Origin of the sequence: Halomonas urumqiensis (genome assembly GCF_003028575.1) — a bacterium.
Lineage (GTDB): Bacteria > Pseudomonadota > Gammaproteobacteria > Pseudomonadales > Halomonadaceae > Halomonas > Halomonas urumqiensis.
Window position 1 is genome coordinate 161,069 of sequence record NZ_PYUD01000004.1, and the last position, 19,537, is coordinate 180,605.

A 19,537-nucleotide genomic window follows, 5' to 3' on the forward strand; every position below is an offset into this window, starting at 1 on the left:
ACATCGTCGTCTACTCTGCCGCGTTGGGAAAGAACAGTTGTTGGCCGTTCACCGTGTAATCGGCGATGGCTTGCTGGCCCGCTTCGGAGATCAGCCAGGCGTGCCACTGTTCGGCGAGGTCATGCTGGAGATGCGGGTGGCGCTCGGCGGAGATCAGAATGCTGCCGTACTGGTTGAACAGCGCCTCGTCGCCTTCGAACAGCAACTCGAGGTTCTGGGGGTTCTCGAAGGCCACCCAGGTGGCGCGGTCGGCCAGGGTGTAGGCGTCCATGGCGGCGGCGGTGTTCAGTGTCGGGCCCATGCCGCTGCCGAGCTCGCGATACCATTCGCCCCCCGGCATGACGCCGGCGCTTTCCCATAGCCGCTGCTCGGCGCGGTGGGTGCCGCTGTCATCCCCGCGAGAGGCGAATGGCGCCTCGGCCTCGGCGATTCGCGACAGGGCATCGGCCACCGTCCCGGCGTCGCGGATGCGAGCGGGGTCGGTGCCGGGGCCGATGATCACGAAGTCGTTGGTCATCACATCCGCCCGTTCGGTGCCGTAGCCCTCGGCCACGAAGGCCTCTTCACCGGCGGTGTCGTGGACCAGCAGGCTGTCGGCGTCGCCACGCCGGGCGAGCTCGAAGGCCTGCCCGGTGCCCACCGCCACCACGTTGACCTGGATGCCGGTGGCTGCCTTGAAGGCCGGCAGCAGCTCGCCGAACAGCCCCGAATTCTCGGTGGAGGTGGTCGAGGCCAGGGTGATGCTGTCATCGGCGGCCGCCAGGGGGGGCAGTGCCAGGCTCAGCAGGCACAGGGCGGGCAGGGGGGCGAACGGTCTGACGCGGGCGTGCATGGCGATGCTCCTCGTGATGGGGATGGTCGATGCCTGACGAACGATCGCTGCGGGTGGCGGATCGTTGCAGGTCAAAGGTCGTTGCCGGTGGGCGGCCTCACCAGACCCGCTCCCCCTTCAGGAAGGCGCGCGCCTCGGCAGTGCGCGGTGCCTGGAAGAAGGTTTTGGCTGCGGTGTGTTCGATCAGCCGTCCAGCATTCAACAGCACCACGTCGTCGGCCAGGCGCCGCGCCTGGTGGAGGTCGTGGCTGGTCATCACGATGCGGGTGCCGCGGCGATGGAAGTCGATCACCGCTTCCTCGACCGCCTTGATGGCGGCCGGGTCGAGGGCCGAGGTGGGCTCGTCGAGAAACAGCACCTCGGGTTCCAGCAGCCAGGCCCGGGCCAACGCCAGGCGTTGTTGCTCGCCACCCGAGAGCACCCTGGCCGGGCGCTTCGCCAGGTTGGCCAGGCCGAAGTGGTCGAGCGCGGCCAAGGCCAGCCCACGGCGCCGGTGCCTTGGCGTGCCCTTGACCGCCAGCGCATAGGTGAGGTTGTCCAGCGCCGAGCGGCGCAGCAGTACGGGCCGCTGGAAGACCATGGCCTGGCGCGGCGTGGCGCCCAGCCAGGCGACGCTGCCGCTGCTGGGGGCGAGCAGGCCGTGGGCGAGCCGCATCAGCAGGCTCTTGCCCGCGCCGTTGGGGCCCATCACCACGGTGCGTTGGCAGCCTTCGATGCGCAGGGTCAGGTCGCTGAGCAGGCGCTGGCCACGGTGCTCGACACTCACCGACACCAGGGCCAGCGGCGCGATGTCGCGTGCGGTGGTGGGCAACGGGCAAGGTTGATTCATCCCAGCCTCCTGCGCGCGAATTCGCCCACCAGGTAGGCGCCGGCATTGATCAGCGTGACCAGGCCAAGCAGCACCAGGCCGAGACCGAGCGCCAGGGGCAGGTTGCCCTTGCTGGTCTCGAGCACGATGGCGGTGGTCATCACCCGGGTCACGCCCTCGATGTTGCCGCCGACGATCATCACCGCGCCCACTTCGGCACTGGCCCTGCCGAAGCCCGCCAGCAGGACGGTGATCAGCCCGAAGCGGGCATCCCACAGCAGGGTCGGCATCATCCGCAGCCGGCTGACGCCGAGCGATTGCAACTGGTCGCGATATTCGCCGTGCAGCTCCTCGACCTGTTGGCGGGTGAGGGCCGCGATGATCGGCAGAATCAGCAGCATCTGCGCCACCACCATGGCCGAGGGGGTGAACAGCAGGCCGAACTGGCCGAGCGGGCCGGCACGCGACAGCAGCAGGTAAACGCCAAGCCCGGCGACCACCGGCGGCAGGCCCATCAATGCATTGAGCAACACGATGACACCCCCGCGCCCGGGGAAGGCCCACAGTACCAGCGCTGCCCCCATGGGCAGCCCGATCAGTGCGGCAAGGGTCACCGCGGTCAATGACACGCGCAGCGACAGCCCGACGATGTCGAACAGCGCCGCATCCAGGTTGAGCACCAGGGCCAGGGCGATGTGAAAGGCATTGGGGTCGCCGGTCATGCTTGCCTCCCGTCGTTTCCATGCATCATGTGCGTTGGAAGCGCACACTGCATCCAACGCTGGAATTCATGCAGCTTGAAACAGCATTATGCTGAGGAAGGCGAGCGGGCTATCCCGGGGAGCGGAATCGATGACGGTTGCAAGGGGGGATGCTGGTGTGGCGAAGGGTGACGCCTATCTGGCCAGGACGTACCTGACCACCGCCGAAGTGGCGGAGTACCTGCGCCTGAAGGAGCGCAAGGTGTACGACCTGGTCCGCCAGGGCGAGATTCCCTGCGTGCGGGTTACCGGCAAGCTGCTGTTTCCGCGCCAGAGCATCGACTTGTGGTTGATGAACCATCTGGAGGGTGACCGCGCCAGCCGGCAGCCCGTGCCCTGCGTACTGGTGGGCAGCCAGGACCCGCTGCTGGAGTGGGCGGTGCGCGAGAGCGGCTCGGGCCTGGCGCTGCTCTGCCACGGTAGCGGCGATGGCGTGCGGCGCTTGCTTTCGGGGGAGGCGATGCTGGCTGGGCTGCACCTGCTGGACGAAGAGCGGGGTGGCTACAACCGGCCCGATGCACTGGGGCTTTCCGGCATGCGCGATCTGGTGATCGTGCGCTGGGCGACCCGGCGCCAGGGGTTGCTGTTGGCACCCGGCAATCCGCTGGGTATCGACTCCCTCGTCGACCTGGCGCGCGCGCCGGTGAGGGTCGCCCATCGCCAGGCCGATGCCGGCGCCCATCGGCTGCTGCTGTGGCTACTGGCCCGGGCGGGAGTCGATGCCGACAGTCTCGAGTTCACCGCCCATCCGTCGCTCAGCGAGGACGATCTGGCGCTCTCCATCCGGCAGGGCGAGGCGGATGTCGGGCTCGGGGTGGAAGCGGCGGCGCACCGCCAGGACCTGACCTTCCTGCCGCTGCACGAGGAGTGTTTCGACCTGGCCATGCGGCGCCGCAGCTATTTCGAACCGCCCCTGCAGCGGCTGCTGGCTTTCACCCGGCAACCGCGCTTTGCCGAACGGGCCCAGGCCCTGGGTGGCTATGGCCTGGATGAACTGGGGCGGGTCTTGCATAACGCCTGAGGGCTTGCTTCGTCAGCGCCTGGTGTCGATTGCGCCAGTGGCCTTTGGCCGCGATTCGACAAGCGCAAGCTAGGCGCTCCAAGGCACGCGAAGCCCTTGTCATCGGGGCGTCTCCTCGGTTTCTCCCAGCCGCAGCACATGATCGATCGCCCGCCACAGTGTCCAGCCGTCTCGCCAGTCCATGGAGACTTCCACGTGGCCGAGCCCGGCGGCTTCGAACAGGCGAGCCTGGCCGGACGGTAGCGCGTCACGCAGCCGCCGCGAGTGACTGATCGGGATCACCCGGTCGTCCGGGCCGTGAACCAGTACCAGCCGGGCCTCGAGCGCATCGAGATGGCGAGACGCGAGATCCAGGGCCTCGAACTGGGTGAGCAGCGGCGGTGGCAGGGCCTCGAGCAGCGGCTCCACCCGGGCGGGATCCCGGTTGGTCACCAACGTGTAGAGCGCGCTTCCCTGTGGCCCCAGGCGCGAGATCCGAGGGTCTGGCCCTTCGTCGCCCGCCAGGCGGCGTCGAGCGATGGCGTCCAGTCGTTCCCGATCCTCGGCATCGTCCAGGCGGTGCAGCTGGCTTCGCAACAATACCCAGCGTACCTCGCGCCGCGGTGGGCGGGCCTGCCGCCCGGCACCCCCGCGATCTTCCCCGGTGGTGACGTAGCGCAGCATGTCGGTCAGGTCGTAATAGCCGCCCACGGCGACCACGAAACGGACCCGGTGCGCGGTATCCGGTTGCATGGCGGCAAGCAACGCCGGTCCGGTCGCGAAGCTGATGGCGGCAAGCCCGGTGCCCTTGTCGGCCGCCGGTAACTCGGCCGTGGCGTGGCGAATGGCATCAGCGATGCCTTGCACCTCGCGGGTACCGACCGAGAAGTCTCGCAAGCCCTCCAACTCCGGCACCATCACCGTGAAGCCTGCACGCGCCAGGGTGCGGGCGAAGTCGACCAGGCGCGGATCGCGCCGGCCCGCCTCGGTGAGGCCATGGACCAGGATCAACGCTCCGCGACGAGACACCGACGGGTGGTAGACGTCCGCCACATAGTCGCGATCCTCCACCGCGTAGGCGAGTCCCTCGCGTTCGGGCGTTTGGGTCCGATGCTTCAGTCGGCTCGGCGCCTCGCCGGCGGCCAGGTCGCCAAGCACCAGCAGGGCGTCGTGCCGTCGTTCCAGAGAGCTGCAGCCCGACAGCAGCAGGCCGAACAACAGGCACGGGAGCAGCAGGAGTATCCCGCGCCGCCGGGTCGGTCCTGTCCCGCGGCATCGGGAACGCTTTTCATTGCCCGTACGCAAACGCATCCTCCTCTCTCGCCTGACAGTGAGTCATCGACCATCGGCGGCGTGCTGTTTTTTTGGGGGCCGGTGGGAGACTCAGCTTTTGGCGTTGATGCAGTTGTCGTAGAAGGTGACGGTGGCGGGCCAGTCGCTGAACAGGCCGATGATGCCGACGTCGCGGGCCAGCACGTCGAGGGTGAGCAGCTTGTCGCCGTCGTTGTCGATCACGTCATCCGTGGTGCTGTGATACCACTCTCCGTCGTTGGCCAGTGGGCCGGAGCGTTCGAAGGTCCAGGCGATGAGATCGAGCCCGGCCTGCTTGGCGCGCTCGGCGTACACGGAGGGCACGATGCGGCTCTCGTCGTCTCCCCCGTCGGGATTGGACGCCAGCAGCATCCACATCGGCGGGGCGAGGATCCTCACGTCCATCTCGACCAGCTCCTCCATGGTCGGTGACCAGGTGGCCGGGTCGGTGTGGTCGAAGTCGTCGAGGCTGTAGCGGTTGTCTAGGTAGACGGCCTGGTTACCGAACTCGGGTTCGTTGTCGATCCAGTAGCGCACGTCATCCAGGTTGAACGACTGGGCGTAGACGTCGCTCGCCGGTACATCGGCGGCCTTGTACGCGTCGATCATCTTCTGGGCATAGTCTTCCTGGCTCATGCCCTCGAAGGGCATCTCGACGCTCGGCGCCTTGAGCTCCGGGGTCATCTTGACGCCCAGCGACTTGAACAGTTCGATGCTTTCGGCGTGGGTCATCAGCGTGCCACGCGAGTTGTAGAGAACCGTGCGCCAGCCGGGGGTAGCGGCGAGGTACTCCTCGATGCTGCTGGCCTCGGTGTTGGCACCTTCCATCTTGCCCTGCAGCGTACGATATTCCGCCAGGCTGATGTCGCTGGTGCAGCACTGGACGTCCGCGGCATTGGTCAGCTTGCCCGCCTCGTTGAAGGCCGGTGGCACGCTGCATTTCTGTGCCAGCTCGGTGGCGACGATGTTGGTGGTGGAGTGGAGATCGCACTGCGAGTGGCGGCAGACGAGTTCCTGGTCGGCGGTGAAGGTGACGTCGCACTCGAGGATACCGGCACCCATCTGGGCGCCGGCCAGGTAGGACTCGCGGGTGTGCTCCGGGAACTGCATGGGCGCGCCGCGGTGGCTGATGGTGAAGTCGCTGCGCTGCCAGTCATTAGTGCTGGCTGCGCAGCGCATCAGCTCGGCCTTGAGCTCGCGTGATCGCTGGGTCTCCTCGTCCATGTCCTGAACCAGGAAGAGCGGACGGGGGCCGAGGGTGACGTGACTGGCGGCAGCGATCTCGTCCTGCGCGCTGACGGTGGCGGGGGTGATCAGCAGCATCGTCAGGCCGACGAGCGTGAGCATCGAGGAGGAAGTCTTCACGTGGGCCTCGCTTTTCTTATTGAGTGGATAGGAAGCGCCGCTACCGGTCAGGCATGTTGCGGGTTCGCGGCACGCCCTTGAGACGCCGGCGCAGGGCCGCCTTGCCCATCATGTGAGCACTGACCGGGGCGGTGGCGAACAGGAACATCGTCACCAGAGCCTCCTGAACCGAGACGCCGTCCTGCTGGAGGCTGAAGTAGAGCAGCGAGCCGATCAGCGTGCAGCCGACGCCCAGGGTGCTGGCCTTGGTGGGGCCGTGAAGGCGCATGTAGAAGTCGGGCAGCTTGGCCAGGCCCCATGAACCGATCAGCGCTACCAGCGCGCCAAACAGCAGGAAGGCGACGACGATGAGTTGCAGGAACCATGGCATGTCGATGCTGTTCATTCGATGACGTCCCCCCGCAGCAGGTATTTGCTCATGGCCACGGTGCTGACGAAGCCCATCAGGGCGATCAGCAGGGCCAGCTCGAACAGCACGCTGAGTCCCATCCAGATGTTCGAGAGTACGATCAGCGCGATGCTGTTGATCATCAGGGTGTCCAGCGCCAGGATCCGGTCGACGATATCCGGGCCGATGGCCAGGCGGTAGAGGTTGAGCAGGGCGGCGGCGGTAAACAGCGCCATGGCGATCGGTATGACGACGGCAATCATCGGAAGATCTCCTTGAGAGGCTGCTCGTAGCGCTCACGAATGGTGGCGATGGTGTCTGCCTCATCCTCCAGGTGCAGGGCGTGCACCAGCAGGGTTTGGGCCTTCGCATCGTAGTGGAGCGAAACGGTGCCGGGTGTCAGCGAGATGGTGCTGGCGAGGATGGTGATGGCGAAGTCGTCGTCCAGCGTCAGTGGGTACAGGAAGAAGCCCGGCTGCAGGTGTCGGGCGGGGCGCAGGATGCGCAGGGCCACCACCAGGTTGGAGCGCAGTATATCCACCAGCAGCACCAGCACGTAGCGCAGCAGCGGAAGGGGGCGCTTGATCCTTGCCTCCTCAGGCCAGAAGGCGTGGGTCACGGCGGGAATGGCCACGCCCAAGGCCAGCCCCAACAGGGTATGAGCCACGCTGAAGTCGTTGACCAGAAGCAACCAGAGCAAAGCCAGGAACAGCGAGAACAGCGGACGCGGCAACCAGAACTTCCGGGAGAGCAACGACGACGTCATGGTGATATCTCCTGGGCAGCCGCGCTGGCGTCTGGCAGCACGGCGGCGATGTAGGCGTGCGGGTCGAGCAACTGCTGTGCGGTCAACTCGAGGTAGCCCACCACCGGGTCGCCGAACACGGCCAGGAGCCCGTTGAGGCCGACCATGATGGCCACCAGCGTCAGCGGGCCGCGCTCGAGCGGGTAGGGGTTGGCCATGTCACCGGGGCGCCAGAACCAACTGCTGCCGGTGCGGCTGACGGCGATAAGGGTCAGCAGCGCGGCGGCCAGCAGCACGCCCCATAGCCAGAGTCCCTGGGGTTCCTGCGCGCTCGCCTGCAGGATCCACGCCTTGCTGACGAAACCGCTGAAGGGGGGCAGGCCGATCATGGCGATGGCGGCGATGAAGAACAGGCTACCCAACAACCAGCGATGCCCGATGGGGCCGGTCGCCGAGAAGCGGTCGTAGCCCTCCTCGCGCTGCTGGCCGAGCAGGTCGGCCAGCAGGAAGAAGACGGCGGCCATGCCGGTGCTGTGGATCAGGTAGAAGAGGGCGGCGCCGAGACTTGCCTCGGTGGCGAAGCTGATGGTGGCCAACAGGGTACCGACCGAGAGAATCACCAGGTAGGCGGTCAGGGTGCGCAGACTGTCCGAGCCCAGCACGCCGACACCACCCAGCGCCAGGGTCAGCAGTGCCAGCGGCCATAGCCAGCCCCAGGCGGTCTCGCCGATCGGTTCCTCGCCCAGCGCGAAGACCAGCAGGAAGACTCGCAGGATGGCGTAGATGCCGACCTTGGTCATGATGGCGAAGAGTGCGGCGATGGGGGCGCTGGCGGCCGAGTAGGCGCGCGGTAGCCAGAAAAGCAGCGGCAGGATGGCGGCCTTGATGCCGAACACCACCAGCAGAATCAGGCTGGCGGCGGCGAGCAGCGGCACATCTTGCGGTGGTGCATCCGCCACCCTCAAGGCGAGGTCGGCCATGTTGAGGGTGCCGGTGAGGCCATAGAGGGTGCCCAGGGCGATAAGAAACAGTGCGGAGCCCGTCAGGTTGATGATCACGTAGTGCAGCCCGGCACGGCTGCGGGCGCGGCCACCCCCGTGCAGCAGCAAGGCATAGGAGGCGATCAGCAGGATCTCGAAGAACACGAAGAGGTTGAACAGGTCGCCGGTGAGGAAGGCGCCGTTGAGGCCGGCCAGCTGGAACTGGAAGAGCGCATGAAAGTGAGCTCCCCGTTTGTCGCTGCCGTTGCTGGCGTAGAGCAGGCAGCAGACACCCAGCACGGCGGTCAGCGCCAGCATGATGGCCGAGAGCCGATCGAGGACCAGTACGATACCGAACGGCGCCGGCCAGTCGCCGGCGTGGTAGAGAATATGCTCGCCGGTACCGGCGATCTGCAGGCACCAGATCCCCAGCAGCAACAGCCAGAAGGTGCTGGCAAAGCCCAGCAGGCGTTGCAGGGCGAAGGGTGCCTGGTAAAACAGCAACTGCCCGGCGCCAGTGACCAGCGGCAGCAATATCGGCAGGATCAGGGCGTGATTCATGCGCGATCCTCGTCGGGGTTTTCACCATCCACGTGGTCGTTGCGCAGCTCTACCGCGGCCTTGAGGGCCAGCACCACGACGAAGGCGGTCATCGCGAAGCCGATGACGATGGCGGTAAGTACCAGAGCCTGGGGCAGCGGGTCCGCCGAGCGCTCGGTGAGGCCGATGATGGCCGGCCCCCCGGCGACCAGGCGTCCCGAGGCGAACAGGTAGAGATTCACCGCATGGGAGAGCAGGGTGAGCCCCAGGATGACCGTAAAGGTGCGTGCCCGCAGCAGCAGGTAGATGCCGCAGGTGGTCAGCACGCCGAGCGTGATCGCATACAGCAGTTCCATCAACCGATCTCCTTGCCGGGGCCGGCCACGGTCATCAGCTTGCCGAGGTTGGCCAGTACCAGCAGCGTGGCGCCGACGACGGTGGCATAGACCCCGAGATCAAAAAGCATGGCGGTGGCCAGTTCGAACTCACCGATCAACGGAAGCCGCACATGACCGTGGGCCGAGGTGAGGAAGGGGTAGCCGAACAGCCAACTGCCAAGGCCCGTGAATACCGCGATCAGAATGCCGGCGCCGATCAGCGGCCGGAAGGGCGTCAGCATGCGTTCCTGGGCCCAGACCAACCCACCCGCCATGTACTGCAGGGTCAGCGCAACCGCGGTGATCAGCCCGGCGATGAAGCCGCCGCCGGGCAGGTTGTGGCCGCGCAGGAAGATGTAGGCCGAGACCATCAGGGCGATCGGCAGTACCAGACGGGCCACGGTGCTGAGCATGATCGGATGTGGCTCGGCGACCCAGTGACCGGGAATGGTGTCGACTACCCGCTCCTTGAGATGCAGGTCACGGGTGAAGGCGAACACCGCCACGGCGGCAATGCCCAGTACGGTGATCTCGCCCAGGGTATCGAAGCCGCGGAAATCCACCAGGATGACGTTGACCACGTTGGTGCCGCCGCCGCCGGGCACGCTGTTGGCGAGAAAGAAGTCGGAGATTGTCTCCTGCGGGCGGGTGAGGATGGCGAAGCTGAAGGCGGTGACCCCGATGCCCATCAGCACGGCGATGGTGAGGTCGCGATAGAACCGGGATCGGGATGATTCCTTGGGCGATTTCTGGGGCAGGAAGGAGAGCGCCAGCATCATGATCACCACCGCCATCACCTCCACCATCAGCTGGGTCAGGGCGAGGTCCGGCGCCGAGAAGCGGGCAAAGGTGACGGTGACGAAGAGTCCGGTCACGCCGAGCAGCAGCAGGGCCGGCAGACGATGATGGTGGTAGATCGCCACGCCGATCGCCGCCAGGCAGAGCAGAATGGCGGCCATCACGGTCAAGGGATCAAGTGGCGCCAGCGCCACGCCCCCGTCCCAATGGTCCACGCCCATCAGTTCCAGGCCGACCAGCACCAGGACGGTGAGCAGGATGAACGCCAGGTAGCGCTGCAGCGAGCCGTTCTCCAGCTGGAAGACACGACGCTGGGACAGGGCGATAGCGCTACGCATGATCCAGTCGAAGATCTCCTTGGCGTCCACTTCCGGCAGGCGAGCGTGCAGACGAAACAGCGGGTCGCGCATGTGGTAGAAGAGCGCGCCGCCGATCAGGGCGACAATGCTCATGGCCATGGGCACGCCGCCACCCAACGTCGAGAAATCGTAGGAATCGACAAGCGCCTGATGCGCGGCGACGAAGGCTGGCTGGACCAGGGCGGAATAGACGGGTGCCGGCGCCAGCCCCACCAGTAGCGTGGCCAGGGCCAGCAGCGCGATGGGCGACAGGGCTGCCGGGCGTGGGCCCCGAGGGGGCCAGATGGGCAGGTTGATGGGCCGGCCGTTGAAGAAGACGTTGTGGAAGATACGGATCGAATAGGCCACCGAGAACAGCGCGGCAAGGGTCACCCAGGCGGGAATTACCACGACCGCCCAGTCGGGTGCCGTTACCAGCAGGCTTTCGGTGAACAGCATCTTCTTGCTCAGGTAGCCGCTCATCAGCGGCAGGCCGGCCATGGCGGCGGCGCAGATACCGGACAGCACCATCATTGCCGGCATGAAGCGCCACATGCCGTTGATCCGGCGCATGTCGCGGGTGCCGGTGGCGCGATCCACGAAGCCCGCCATCATGAACAGCGGGGCCTTGAACAGCGCATGGCACACCAGGTGGAAGAGCGCCGCTGCCAGTGCCATGGGGGTGCCCAGGCCAATCAGTAGCATGACAAGCCCCAGGTGGGAGACCGTGGAGTAGGCCAGCAGCCCCTTCATGTCATGCATGAACATGGCCACGAAGGCGCCCAGCATCAGCGTCAGCATGCCGGTCAGGGTCACCAGGTGGAACCACGCCGAGGTATCGCCCAGCGCTGGGTGCAGCCGGGCGAGCAGAAACAGTCCCGCCTTGACCATGGTGGCGCTGTGCAGATAGGCGGAGACCGGGGTCGGCGCCGACATGGCATGGGGTAGCCAGAGGTGAAAGGGGAACTGCGCCGACTTGGTGAAGGCGCCCAGCAGGATCAGGTTGAGCATCAGCCCATAGTGCTCGTGAGCGCGGATTCGATCGCCCGCCGCCAGCACCGCCGAGAGCTCATAGCTGCCGGCCGCCTGGCCAAGCAGCACCACGCCGCCGAGCAGTGCCAGCCCTCCACCGCCGGTGATCACCAGGGACATTCGTGCGCCAAGCCTTGCCGCATGGCGGTCGGTATTGAAGCCGATCAGCAGGAAGGAGATCAGGCTGGTCAGTTCCCAGAATACCAGCAGGAACAGCAAGTTCTCGGAGAGCACGATGCCCAGCATGGCCGACATGAACAGCAGCATCAGAGTGAAGAACCGCGCGGAGGCGTCGTTGCCCTCGAAGTAGTAGCGCGCATACAGCAGGATCAAACAGCCGATACCGGTGATCAACAAGGCGAACAGCAGCCCCAGTCCATCGAGACGAAAGGACACATTGAGGCCCAGCGACGGCAACCAGGTCAGCTGCTGCACTATGGCCTCGCCGCCGTGCATGACGTGTGGCAACCAGCTCAGCAGTAGAAGGAGGCTCAAGAGGGCGGGAATCGCCGAGACCGAGGCCAGCAGAAGCGAAGATCGACCCCGCATCAAGGCAGGCAAGCAGGCGCCCGTGAGCGGTAGAAGGATGATCAGCGCAAGCGGCATGGGACATATCTCCCTGTCCAGCATCGAGTGCTTGAGGTCAGTGCTTGAAGTTAGTGCTTGAGGTTACCTGCTTTTCCTATCGGGGTGGCGAGGAAAAACATGATTGACATCACACGGGGATGACGTCGTTGTCCACTTGTCGAGATGGTATCAAGAGATTACCTGTGTCGCGGCGTATAGCGCCACTCAGCAGAGCCTGCTGCCGAGCAGCAGGAGGCTGGCGTCAGCGGACTGCCAGCCCCACCAGGCCAGGGCCAGCACGACGGCGGCGAGCAGCGTCGCGGTCAATGGCATCCACGTGCGTCGGGTCATGCGCTGGCCTCCCGTTGGGTGGGGCGCTCGATGGGGCGTTCATTGATGAACCAGTGAAGGGCGGCGGCCACCACCGAGAGCAGGATGGCGAGTTTCCATACCACATCATAGTTGCCGGTGAGGTCGTAGAGGTAGCCCCCCAGCCATACGCCCATGAACGAGCCAAGCTGGTGAAACAGGAACACGATGCCGCCGAGCATCGACAGGTGCCGCACGCCGAATACCGAGGCGACGATGCCATTGGTCAGCGGCACGGTGGAAAGCCACAACAGACCGATGGCGATCCCGAACAGATAGCAGCTGGCCGGGCTCAGCGGGAAGACGATGAACAGGGTGATCACCACGCCACGCACCAGGTAGAGCCAGCTGAGCAGGCGCGGCTTGGAATAGATGCCGCCCAGCCAGCCGGCGGCATAGGTGCCGAAGATGTTGAACAGCCCCACCAGCGCCAGCACGGTGCTACCGACCTGCACGGCCACGCCGTTGTCGAACAGATACCCCGGCAGATGCACGCCGATGAACACGACCTGGAAGCCACACACGAAGAAGCCCAGGCAGAGCAACCAGAAACCCCGATGGCCGGCGGCTTCGTCCAGCGCGGCACGCAGCGAGATATCGCTGCCGGTGCGCGGGGAAGGGCGGTCGCGCAGCATCGCCCCGAGCGGCAGTATCAGTGCGGCGATGCCGCCCATCACCAGCAGTGCCGCCGACCAGCCGAGCCATTCCAGAAGGCCCAGCGTGCCGGGCAGCATGGCGAACTGGCCAAAGGAACCCGCAGCGCTGACGATGCCCATGGCCATGCTGCGTTTCTCGGGTGTCACCGCACGCCCCACCGCACCCAGCACCACCGAGAAGGTGCAACACGACAACCCGAGTCCGATCAGCACCCCGGCTGACATCGTCATGCCTAGCGGGGTCTCGGAGATACCCATGAACAGCAGCCCAAGCGCATAGAGCGCGCCACCGGTGACCACCACCCTGGCGGCACCGAAGCGGTCGGCCAGGGCGCCGGTGAACGGCTGGGCAAGGCCCCACAGCAGGTTCTGAATGGCCAGTGCGAAGGCAAACACGCCGCGCCCCCAGCCCAGGTCACTGCTCAAGGGTTCCATGAACAACCCGAAGCCATGACGCAGGCCCATGGCCAGGGTGACCACCAGGCCACTGAGCACGATGATGAGTAGGGAGTGGCGGCGTAGGCTGTCCATGGTGTTCCCGTTTGCAGGCTAACTTTAAAGTCGGAATGATGGCACTATCGCGTGTTCTTGTGACGCTGGCTACTGTCGCAACTTGCAGACGCTTGTGTCGGTGTTTCGCCACAGGTGACGCCTGAGCTCGCTAGTCTAGAATGGTCACGTATCCATACATCGTGATATTTGAATCTGCCCTGAGGAAATTCCATGACCAGACGTTCGAGCCTCGTTGTATTGCTGTTGCTTGCCACGGTGATGTTCGCCGGGTGCAGCTACACACCCGCGCGGGTCAATTCCGAGCCACTGATCGTGATCGATGACGAACGCGGTGGCCATTCGCGTTCCGGACACTCTCGCGGCGGCGATTTCTGCCCACCGGGTCAGGCCAAGAAGGGGCGTTGCTGAGAAAGCCACGGCTGCGCGATTCGCTTGCACGATCTTTCCTCGCTGTTGGCTGGCCATTGCCTGGCCACAGCGAGTAAGTTGAAGAAACAGTGTTCGAGTCGCCATGCCCCCTAGAGGCGCATCCCATCATGCATGTGGATAAAGGTGACCCCAGCCAGGGAACTCTTCCATTGTTCGCCCTGCGAGGTAATCGCCATGAGGACCCCCATGCGCCTGTTGTTGCTTTCCCTGGTGGTGTCGACCCTGATGCTGGCGGGGTGCAGCTATAGCCCCGCACGCCTGCAGACCCAGCCGCTCCTGGAAATCGACGGTTACAGCAGCCACCGCTACTACCGCGACGATGACCGCCATCACCGTGATCGTTATCGGCATCACCGCAAGGCGCGTCATCACGACTATCGAGGCGGCCGCGATTACGATTATCGCGATGGCCGCCGTGGCCATCGCGGTGGCCGGTTCTGTCCGCCAGGACTGAGGATGCAGGGCCGCTGCTGATCGCGGTGATCGTGTACGAGACTGCCCGCCATGAGCGGGCAGTCTCGTTCATGGGCCAGGGGTGGCGCCCAGGACCTAGCGGCCAGCCTTGAGCGCGTCTTCCAGAATCGCCAGTTGCCCCGGTACCAGGGCGTTCTCCACCGCGGTGATCCGCAGCACGTGGCCGAGCGCCGGGTCGGCGGGCCGGGCGATCAGCTTGCCCTGTGCCAGCAGCTCACGATGCACTTGCGCGGCGAGCTCGGCATCGGGCAGCCGCAGGCCGATGAAGTTGGTGGCACTGGGCAGCACATCGGCCCCCATGGCCTTGAAGTGCTGGGCAAGCCGGGCACGACGCTCGCGCACCGCCGCCACATGGGCGCGGGTCTCGTCAGGCGCGTCGAGCACCACTTCGGCGGCGGCCTGGGTCAGTGTCGAGACGGCGTAATGAATGCGCACCTTCATCATCACCGCCAGAGTGTCCGGCTCGGCGATGGCATAGCCGACGCGCAGGCCGGCCAGGCCATGGGCCTTGGAGAGGGTGCGAAGGCGAATCACACCGGGCAGCACGCGGCGTCCGAACTCGTCGTCGGCGTCGTCGCGAAAGTCATGGTAGGCCTCGTCGAGCAGCAGCCAGCAGTCGTCGGGCAGGTCGCGCCGCAGGGCCAGGATGGCGTCGTCGTCGTGCAGGTGGCCACTGGGGTTGTCGGGGTTGGCCAGGTAGACCAGCCGCGCGGTGTTGTCGTGGGCCGCGCGCAGCAGTGCCTCGAGGTCTGGCGCCAGGCGGCCCGGGCCTTCGTCGTAGGGCACTTCTACCAGCTGGCAGCCCTGCCCGCGGGCGAAATAGCCGAAGGTGGGGTAGGTGCCGGCGGTGCCGACCACGCAGGCCCCCGGCTCGGCGGTGGCACGCAGGGCCAGGGCGATCAGGCTGTCGGCACCGGCATCCACCAGCATGGCATCCAGCGGAATGCCATGGCGTTCGGTCAGGCGTTGGCGGATGCCTAGCGCTTCGGCGTCGCCGTAGCTGTAGACATGCTGTGCCATGGCATCGCCGAAGTGCTCGCGCAGCGCCCGGTGGGGCATGTCCAGGCCTTCGTTCGAGCCCAGCTGGTCGGGAATCTTGCGGCCGAGGCGGCGCTCCAGGACACGCACGCCGGGGAAGGGGTTGTGGGGGCCGTCGCCGGTGAGGTGAGCGGGAAAACGGGACATGATGGACTCCAGTCAAGTAGCAGGACGGTTGAGCATGACGATGGCGATCGCACCGAGTATCAAGGCAAGCGCGATGATCACCTTGAGCGATAGCGGCTCGCCAAGCAGGACGATGGCGCCGGCCACGCCCACTACCGGGATGATCAGCGTGCTGATGGTGGCCTGGCCGATGCTCAGGCGGTTGATGTTCAGGAACCACAGCATCTGGGCAATGCAGATCGAGAACACCAGGTGGTAGCCCAGCGCCAGCCAGGTGCTGGGGCGCCATTGATCGGGTGGTGGCGGCGTTTCCAGCACCATCGTCATTACCACCATCGGCACCGCGCAGAGGGCGAACTGCCAGCCGGTGATTACCACCGTCGGGCTCTGCCAGGCGCCACGCATCTTGATCAGCACCGTGCCCAGCGCCCAGGAGAGTGCCGCCCCAAGCACCAGCAGCGGCCCGCCGAGCCCGGCGGCACCCGCGGCCAGGGCGGCCGGGCCGAACAGTACGGCGAGCCCCAACTGGCCACAGGCCAGCCCCAGCCACTGGCGCGGGGTGATGCGCTCGCCGAGCATCCACCAGGCCAGCAGCACTGCCCAGCAGGGCATGGTGAAGGCGATGATCGCCGCCTGGGACGTGGGCATGCGCAACTGGGCGAAGGCCGTACCCAGGTTGAAGACGAGGATGGTGAACACGCCGGTGATGGCAAGCCAAGGCCACTCGCCACGCGATACGCGAAGCGGCATGCCGCGAATGCGCGCCCAGCCAAGCAGCACCACGGCACCGGTGGTGAAGCCGATGGCGCGCAGGGTCAGCGGGGGCAGGTCCATCAGGATGAAGCGCACCGCCGGCCAGTTGCCGCCCCAGAGCAGCCCGATGGCGGCGATCAACACGAGCGAGCCGAGCAGGGGGCGGGAATCGGCGGCCAGACGCAGCCGTTGGGCGAACAGGCGCATTCGAGAGCTCTCAGCCGGCCGCTGGGGCCAGCACCTTGTGGCGATTGAGCAGCCCCAACGGATCCATGGCCTGCTTGAGCGTGTGCATCAGGGCGATTTCTTCGGGCGTGCGCGAGATTGAAAGGTAAGCCCGCTTCTCGAGCCCGATGCCGTGCTCAGCGGAGACCGAGCCGCCAAGCTCGGCGAGTGGCGAATAGACATGCGCTTCCACCGCGTGGCGGGTCTCGTCCGCGTGGCTGCCGACGCTGACCGACAGGTGCAGGTTGCCGTCGCCGAGATGACCGAAGGTCACCATGCGGCCATCCGGCCAGTCATGGGTGATAGCGGCCTCCACCTTGGCCACGTAGCGCTCCATCTCGGCAATCGGCAGGCTGACATCGAAGGTGAACAGCGGGGCCAGCGTTTGAATGAGTCCCTCGATGTCCTCGCGGATGTCCCAGATGCCTTGGCGCTGGCTGGCCGAGTGGGCGACCACCGCGTCCTCGATCAGTTGCTGTTCCAGCGCCGCTTCGAGGGCCTTCGAGAACAGCGCGGCATGGCTCTCGGCATCGGTGCCCAGCGATTCGAGAATCACGTAGAAGGGCGCGTCGGTGGCAAGTGGCGGCGTGTGGCGCCCGCTCTGCTCGGTGAGCAGCCGGTAGTGGCTTTGCCACATGGCCTCGAAGGCGGCCAGGTTACCCCCCAGCGCCTGGCCCATGTGGGCGAGCAGCCCGGTCACGGCCTCGAAGCTCGGGCAGGCCACAAGTGCGGTCTGCACGTCGCTGGTGGGTGGCCGGAGCTGGAGCACGGCGCGCGTGACGATGCCCAGCGTGCCTTCACTGCCAATGAACAGCTGCTTCAGGTCGAAGCCGGCGTTGTTCTTGAGCATGCGGTTCATCGAGCTGACCACCGTGCCATCGGCGAGCACCGCCTCTAGCCCGAGTACCTGCTGGCGCATCATGCCGTAGCGAATCACGCGGATACCGCCGGCGTTGGTGGCGATATTGCCACCGATGGTACAACTTCCGCGGGCCCCCAGGTCCAGGGCGAATTGCCGCCCGGCGCCTTCGGCGGCTTCCTGCACCTTCTGCAACGGGGCACCAGCCTGCACGGTCAGGGTGTTGCCGATCGGGTCGATGTCCTCGATGGTGGTCATGCGCTCCAGCGAGATGACCACTTCGCTTGGTTCTGCCTCGGCGCCATGCACCAGCCCCGTCAGGCCGCCATGGGTGACCACCGGTTGATGGGCGCCGTGGCAGGCACGCATCACAGCGGCGAGCTCATCGGTACTGGCCGGGCGTACGATGGCACCGGCACGGCACCCAGCAGCGCTCAGCCAGTCGACACTGCGTGCGCTGACGTCGTCGCCGGTGAGCACGTTGCCACCACCGACGATCGCGGCGATCTGCATCAACAAGCCATCCTTCGACACGTCATCCTTCAACAAGCCATCCATTGACTGCGGCCCTCCTGGTTATTCAGTGATCACCCATTTAGTGAACACGCCATTTTGAGGTCACGCTTCGGCCAGCTCATGCTCGCGGCCGGGAATCGCCTCGAGCAGCTCGCGCGTGTAGGCTTCCCTGGGCGTCAGGAAGACATCTCGCGCCGGTCCCTGTTCGACGATTCGGCCATGCTGCATGACGATGATGCGGTCACAGATCTGCGCGGCCACGCGCAGGTCGTGGGTAATGAACAAAAGCGCCAGCGAGAGCTTCTGCTTGAGGTCCTCCAGCAGCTCGAGGATTTGTGCCTGGATCGACACATCAAGCGCCGAGACCGCCTCATCGGCAACGATCAGCTCGGGATTCAGCGCCAGGGCACGGGCGATGCCGATGCGCTGGCGCTGGCCACCGGAGAACTCATGCGGAAAGCGATCAGCGGTGCCGCCAAGGCCCACCAGCTCGAGTAGTTCGTCGGCCTGTGCGAGTGCTTTTTCACGTGGTACATCGTTGGCGATCGGCCCCTGGGCAATGGCCATGCCGACGCGGGTACGCGGGTTCAACGAGGCGTAGGGGTCCTGGAAGATCATCTGCACGCGATGACGCTGTCGGCGCAATGTTTCGCCCTTGAGCGCCGAGAAATCAATGCCCGAGAGGCTCAGTGTGCCGTGATCCGGGCGCTCCAGACGCACCACGCAGCGCCCCAGGGTCGACTTGCCGGAGCCGGATTCGCCGACGATGCCGACCGTCTCGCCCTTGAGCAACACAAAGCTGACATCGTCCAGTGCTCGTACCTCGCGGGATGGCTTGAAAAGGCCGCCCCGCGAGCGGAACACCTTGTCGAGATGGGCGACTTCGAGCAGCGGGGTATCGGTTTCTGCACCCCGGGCTTCGGGAATCACGTCGCTGGGGATTGCCTCGATCAGCGCACGGGTATAGGGGTCCTGGGGGTGCTTGAGCACGTGTTCGGCTTCGCCCAGCTCGACGATGCGCCCATGGCGCATCACGCAGACCCGGTTGGCGATCTCGGCCACCACCCCGAAGTCGTGGGTGATGAACATCACCGACATGCCCCGGCGCTGCTGCAGGTCACGGATCAGCTCGAGGATCTGCGCCTGGGTGGTCACATCGAGTGCCGTGGTGGGTTCGTCGGCGATCAGCACTTCCGGTGCCAGGGCCAGCGCCATGGCGATCATCACGCGCTGTCGTTGGCCACCGGAGAGCTGAAAGGGATAAGCACGAATGGCCTTTTCCGGCTGGGGGATGCCAACCTCCTCGAGCAGCGCCAGGGCCTTTTCCTGGCGCTCGCGTGGCGTGAACTGGCCATGGGCCTCGAACACCTCGCTGATCTGGGCGCCCACCCGCATCAACGGGTTCAACGCGGTCATCGGCTCCTGGAAGATCATGCCGATGCGCAGGCCACGCAGCTTGCGGTGCTGCTTTTCGGTGAGGGTCAGCAGGTCCTGGCCGTCGAACATTACCTCGCCCGCCACCGCGCGTACGCCCTTTGGCAGCAGGCCCATGATGGCGTTGGCGGCCATCGACTTGCCGGAGCCGGATTCGCCGACCACGCACATGATCTCGCCGCGCGCCACGTCGTAGCTGACATCCTCGACGGCGAAGTCGCGATCGGCGCCCTTGGGCAGGGCGATGGTCAATCCGCGAATGCTCAGTACCGGGTCATCGGTTGTGCTTGTCATGGTCATCTC

At 65.8% G+C, this 19,537-nt stretch carries 20 protein-coding genes; 3 read left to right on the forward strand and 17 right to left on the reverse strand.

Features of this window, described 5'->3' with window-relative positions; genetic code table 11:
- Nucleotides 1–10 precede the first annotated feature (10 nt).
- The 3 genes from C6V82_RS12900 to C6V82_RS12910 form a co-directional block, all read right to left on the reverse strand.
- Nucleotides 11–832, reverse strand: a complete 822-nt coding sequence (locus tag C6V82_RS12900; protein WP_102586336.1) for an ABC transporter substrate-binding protein — start codon at nt 830–832, stop codon at nt 11–13.
- 97 nt (nt 833–929) lie between these two features.
- Nucleotides 930–1,661: an ATP-binding cassette domain-containing protein gene (locus tag C6V82_RS12905; RefSeq protein ID WP_102586335.1), complete on the reverse strand. Its 732-nt coding sequence runs from the start codon at nt 1,659–1,661 to the stop codon at nt 930–932.
- Complete coding sequence (locus tag C6V82_RS12910; RefSeq protein WP_102586334.1) at nt 1,658–2,362, reverse strand: ABC transporter permease; 705 nt, start codon at nt 2,360–2,362, stop codon at nt 1,658–1,660. The genes C6V82_RS12905 and C6V82_RS12910 overlap by 4 nt, the downstream gene beginning before the upstream one ends.
- A 130-nt stretch (nt 2,363–2,492) precedes the next feature.
- Here C6V82_RS12910 and C6V82_RS12915 point away from each other — a divergent pair, with 130 nt between their 5' ends.
- Complete coding sequence (locus tag C6V82_RS12915) at nt 2,493–3,422, forward strand: helix-turn-helix transcriptional regulator (RefSeq protein WP_102586333.1); 930 nt, start codon at nt 2,493–2,495, stop codon at nt 3,420–3,422.
- 99 nt (nt 3,423–3,521) lie between these two features.
- On the opposite strand, the gene C6V82_RS12920 is transcribed toward C6V82_RS12915, so the two are convergent.
- From C6V82_RS12920 to C6V82_RS12960, 10 genes are all read right to left on the reverse strand, one after another.
- Nucleotides 3,522–4,712, reverse strand: coding sequence for an alpha/beta hydrolase family protein (locus C6V82_RS12920; protein ID WP_146009651.1), 1,191 nt, complete (start codon nt 4,710–4,712; stop codon nt 3,522–3,524).
- A 72-nt stretch (nt 4,713–4,784) separates the two neighbouring features.
- The gene (locus tag C6V82_RS12925; protein ID WP_308430833.1) at nt 4,785–6,077 is read right to left on the reverse strand and encodes a glycerophosphodiester phosphodiesterase family protein; all 1,293 of its coding nucleotides are present in this window, start codon (nt 6,075–6,077) and stop codon (nt 4,785–4,787) included.
- Nucleotides 6,078–6,117: 40 nt separating this feature from the next.
- Nucleotides 6,118–6,462: a Na+/H+ antiporter subunit G gene (locus C6V82_RS12930; RefSeq protein WP_229843198.1), complete on the reverse strand. Its 345-nt coding sequence runs from the start codon at nt 6,460–6,462 to the stop codon at nt 6,118–6,120.
- A complete protein-coding gene (locus tag C6V82_RS12935) occupies nt 6,459–6,728 on the reverse strand; it encodes a K+/H+ antiporter subunit F (protein ID WP_102586330.1) in 270 nt (89 codons plus the stop codon). Before C6V82_RS12935 ends, C6V82_RS12930 begins: the two co-directional genes overlap by 4 nt.
- Nucleotides 6,725–7,231, reverse strand: a complete 507-nt coding sequence (locus tag C6V82_RS12940) for a Na+/H+ antiporter subunit E (protein WP_229843199.1) — start codon at nt 7,229–7,231, stop codon at nt 6,725–6,727. The genes C6V82_RS12935 and C6V82_RS12940 overlap by 4 nt, the downstream gene beginning before the upstream one ends.
- Nucleotides 7,228–8,751: a monovalent cation/H+ antiporter subunit D gene (locus C6V82_RS12945; RefSeq protein ID WP_102586329.1), complete on the reverse strand. Its 1,524-nt coding sequence runs from the start codon at nt 8,749–8,751 to the stop codon at nt 7,228–7,230. Before C6V82_RS12945 ends, C6V82_RS12940 begins: the two co-directional genes overlap by 4 nt.
- Nucleotides 8,748–9,086, reverse strand: a complete 339-nt coding sequence (locus C6V82_RS12950; protein WP_102586328.1) for a Na+/H+ antiporter subunit C — start codon at nt 9,084–9,086, stop codon at nt 8,748–8,750. The genes C6V82_RS12945 and C6V82_RS12950 overlap by 4 nt, the downstream gene beginning before the upstream one ends.
- A complete protein-coding gene (locus tag C6V82_RS12955) occupies nt 9,086–11,881 on the reverse strand; it encodes a monovalent cation/H+ antiporter subunit A (protein ID WP_102586327.1) in 2,796 nt (931 codons plus the stop codon). The genes C6V82_RS12950 and C6V82_RS12955 overlap by 1 nt, the downstream gene beginning before the upstream one ends.
- A gap of 186 nt (nt 11,882–12,067) precedes the next feature.
- Nucleotides 12,068–12,193, reverse strand: a complete 126-nt coding sequence (locus tag C6V82_RS18355; protein WP_268248461.1) for a hypothetical protein — start codon at nt 12,191–12,193, stop codon at nt 12,068–12,070.
- On the reverse strand, nt 12,190–13,398 hold the full coding sequence (locus C6V82_RS12960; protein WP_102586326.1) for an MFS transporter: 1,209 nt from the start codon (nt 13,396–13,398) through the stop codon (nt 12,190–12,192). Before C6V82_RS12960 ends, C6V82_RS18355 begins: the two co-directional genes overlap by 4 nt.
- A 192-nt stretch (nt 13,399–13,590) precedes the next feature.
- Here C6V82_RS12960 and C6V82_RS12965 point away from each other — a divergent pair, with 192 nt between their 5' ends.
- Nucleotides 13,591–13,788 (forward strand): hypothetical protein, encoded by a 198-nt coding sequence (locus C6V82_RS12965; RefSeq protein ID WP_102586325.1) that lies wholly within the window; start codon nt 13,591–13,593, stop codon nt 13,786–13,788.
- Between the two features lie 195 nt (nt 13,789–13,983).
- Nucleotides 13,984–14,283 (forward strand): hypothetical protein, encoded by a 300-nt coding sequence (locus C6V82_RS12970; protein WP_229843201.1) that lies wholly within the window; start codon nt 13,984–13,986, stop codon nt 14,281–14,283.
- 75 nt (nt 14,284–14,358) lie between these two features.
- On the opposite strand, the gene C6V82_RS12975 is transcribed toward C6V82_RS12970, so the two are convergent.
- From C6V82_RS12975 to C6V82_RS12990, 4 genes are read right to left on the reverse strand one after another with little or no spacing between them, the layout of a single operon-like run.
- Nucleotides 14,359–15,468, reverse strand: coding sequence for a pyridoxal phosphate-dependent aminotransferase (locus C6V82_RS12975; protein ID WP_102586323.1), 1,110 nt, complete (start codon nt 15,466–15,468; stop codon nt 14,359–14,361).
- A gap of 12 nt (nt 15,469–15,480) precedes the next feature.
- Complete coding sequence (locus C6V82_RS12980; RefSeq protein ID WP_102586322.1) at nt 15,481–16,407, reverse strand: DMT family transporter; 927 nt, start codon at nt 16,405–16,407, stop codon at nt 15,481–15,483.
- A gap of 10 nt (nt 16,408–16,417) precedes the next feature.
- On the reverse strand, nt 16,418–17,842 hold the full coding sequence (locus C6V82_RS12985) for an FAD-binding oxidoreductase (protein WP_229843202.1): 1,425 nt from the start codon (nt 17,840–17,842) through the stop codon (nt 16,418–16,420).
- 60 nt (nt 17,843–17,902) lie between these two features.
- A complete protein-coding gene (locus C6V82_RS12990; protein WP_102586321.1) occupies nt 17,903–19,534 on the reverse strand; it encodes an ABC transporter ATP-binding protein in 1,632 nt (543 codons plus the stop codon).
- Nucleotides 19,535–19,537: the final 3 nt, after the last annotated feature.

Bases quoted from the DNA above. Each gene is read 5' to 3' on its own strand.
- C6V82_RS12980 (WP_102586322.1), bottom strand. From the start codon at position 16,407: ATGCGCCTGTTCGCCCAACGGCTGCGTCTGGCCGCCGATTCCCGCCCC.
- C6V82_RS12955 (WP_102586327.1), bottom strand. From the start codon at position 11,881: ATGCCGCTTGCGCTGATCATCCTTCTACCGCTCACGGGCGCCTGCTTG.
- C6V82_RS18355 (WP_268248461.1), bottom strand. From the start codon at position 12,193: ATGACCCGACGCACGTGGATGCCATTGACCGCGACGCTGCTCGCCGCC.
- C6V82_RS12950 (WP_102586328.1), bottom strand. From the start codon at position 9,086: ATGGAACTGCTGTATGCGATCACGCTCGGCGTGCTGACCACCTGCGGC.
- C6V82_RS12975 (WP_102586323.1), bottom strand. From the start codon at position 15,468: ATGTCCCGTTTTCCCGCTCACCTCACCGGCGACGGCCCCCACAACCCC.
- C6V82_RS12900 (WP_102586336.1), bottom strand. From the start codon at position 832: ATGCACGCCCGCGTCAGACCGTTCGCCCCCCTGCCCGCCCTGTGCCTG.
- C6V82_RS12910 (WP_102586334.1), bottom strand. From the start codon at position 2,362: ATGACCGGCGACCCCAATGCCTTTCACATCGCCCTGGCCCTGGTGCTC.
- C6V82_RS12905 (WP_102586335.1), bottom strand. From the start codon at position 1,661: ATGAATCAACCTTGCCCGTTGCCCACCACCGCACGCGACATCGCGCCG.
- C6V82_RS12935 (WP_102586330.1), bottom strand. From the start codon at position 6,728: ATGATTGCCGTCGTCATACCGATCGCCATGGCGCTGTTTACCGCCGCC.
- C6V82_RS12920 (WP_146009651.1), bottom strand. From the start codon at position 4,712: ATGCGTTTGCGTACGGGCAATGAAAAGCGTTCCCGATGCCGCGGGACA.
- C6V82_RS12970 (WP_229843201.1), top strand. From the start codon at position 13,984: ATGAGGACCCCCATGCGCCTGTTGTTGCTTTCCCTGGTGGTGTCGACC.
- C6V82_RS12945 (WP_102586329.1), bottom strand. From the start codon at position 8,751: ATGAATCACGCCCTGATCCTGCCGATATTGCTGCCGCTGGTCACTGGC.
- C6V82_RS12940 (WP_229843199.1), bottom strand. From the start codon at position 7,231: ATGACGTCGTCGTTGCTCTCCCGGAAGTTCTGGTTGCCGCGTCCGCTG.
- C6V82_RS12930 (WP_229843198.1), bottom strand. From the start codon at position 6,462: ATGAACAGCATCGACATGCCATGGTTCCTGCAACTCATCGTCGTCGCC.
- C6V82_RS12985 (WP_229843202.1), bottom strand. From the start codon at position 17,842: ATGGATGGCTTGTTGAAGGATGACGTGTCGAAGGATGGCTTGTTGATG.
- C6V82_RS12960 (WP_102586326.1), bottom strand. From the start codon at position 13,398: ATGGACAGCCTACGCCGCCACTCCCTACTCATCATCGTGCTCAGTGGC.
- C6V82_RS12990 (WP_102586321.1), bottom strand. From the start codon at position 19,534: ATGACCATGACAAGCACAACCGATGACCCGGTACTGAGCATTCGCGGA.
- C6V82_RS12965 (WP_102586325.1), top strand. From the start codon at position 13,591: ATGACCAGACGTTCGAGCCTCGTTGTATTGCTGTTGCTTGCCACGGTG.
- C6V82_RS12915 (WP_102586333.1), top strand. From the start codon at position 2,493: ATGACGGTTGCAAGGGGGGATGCTGGTGTGGCGAAGGGTGACGCCTAT.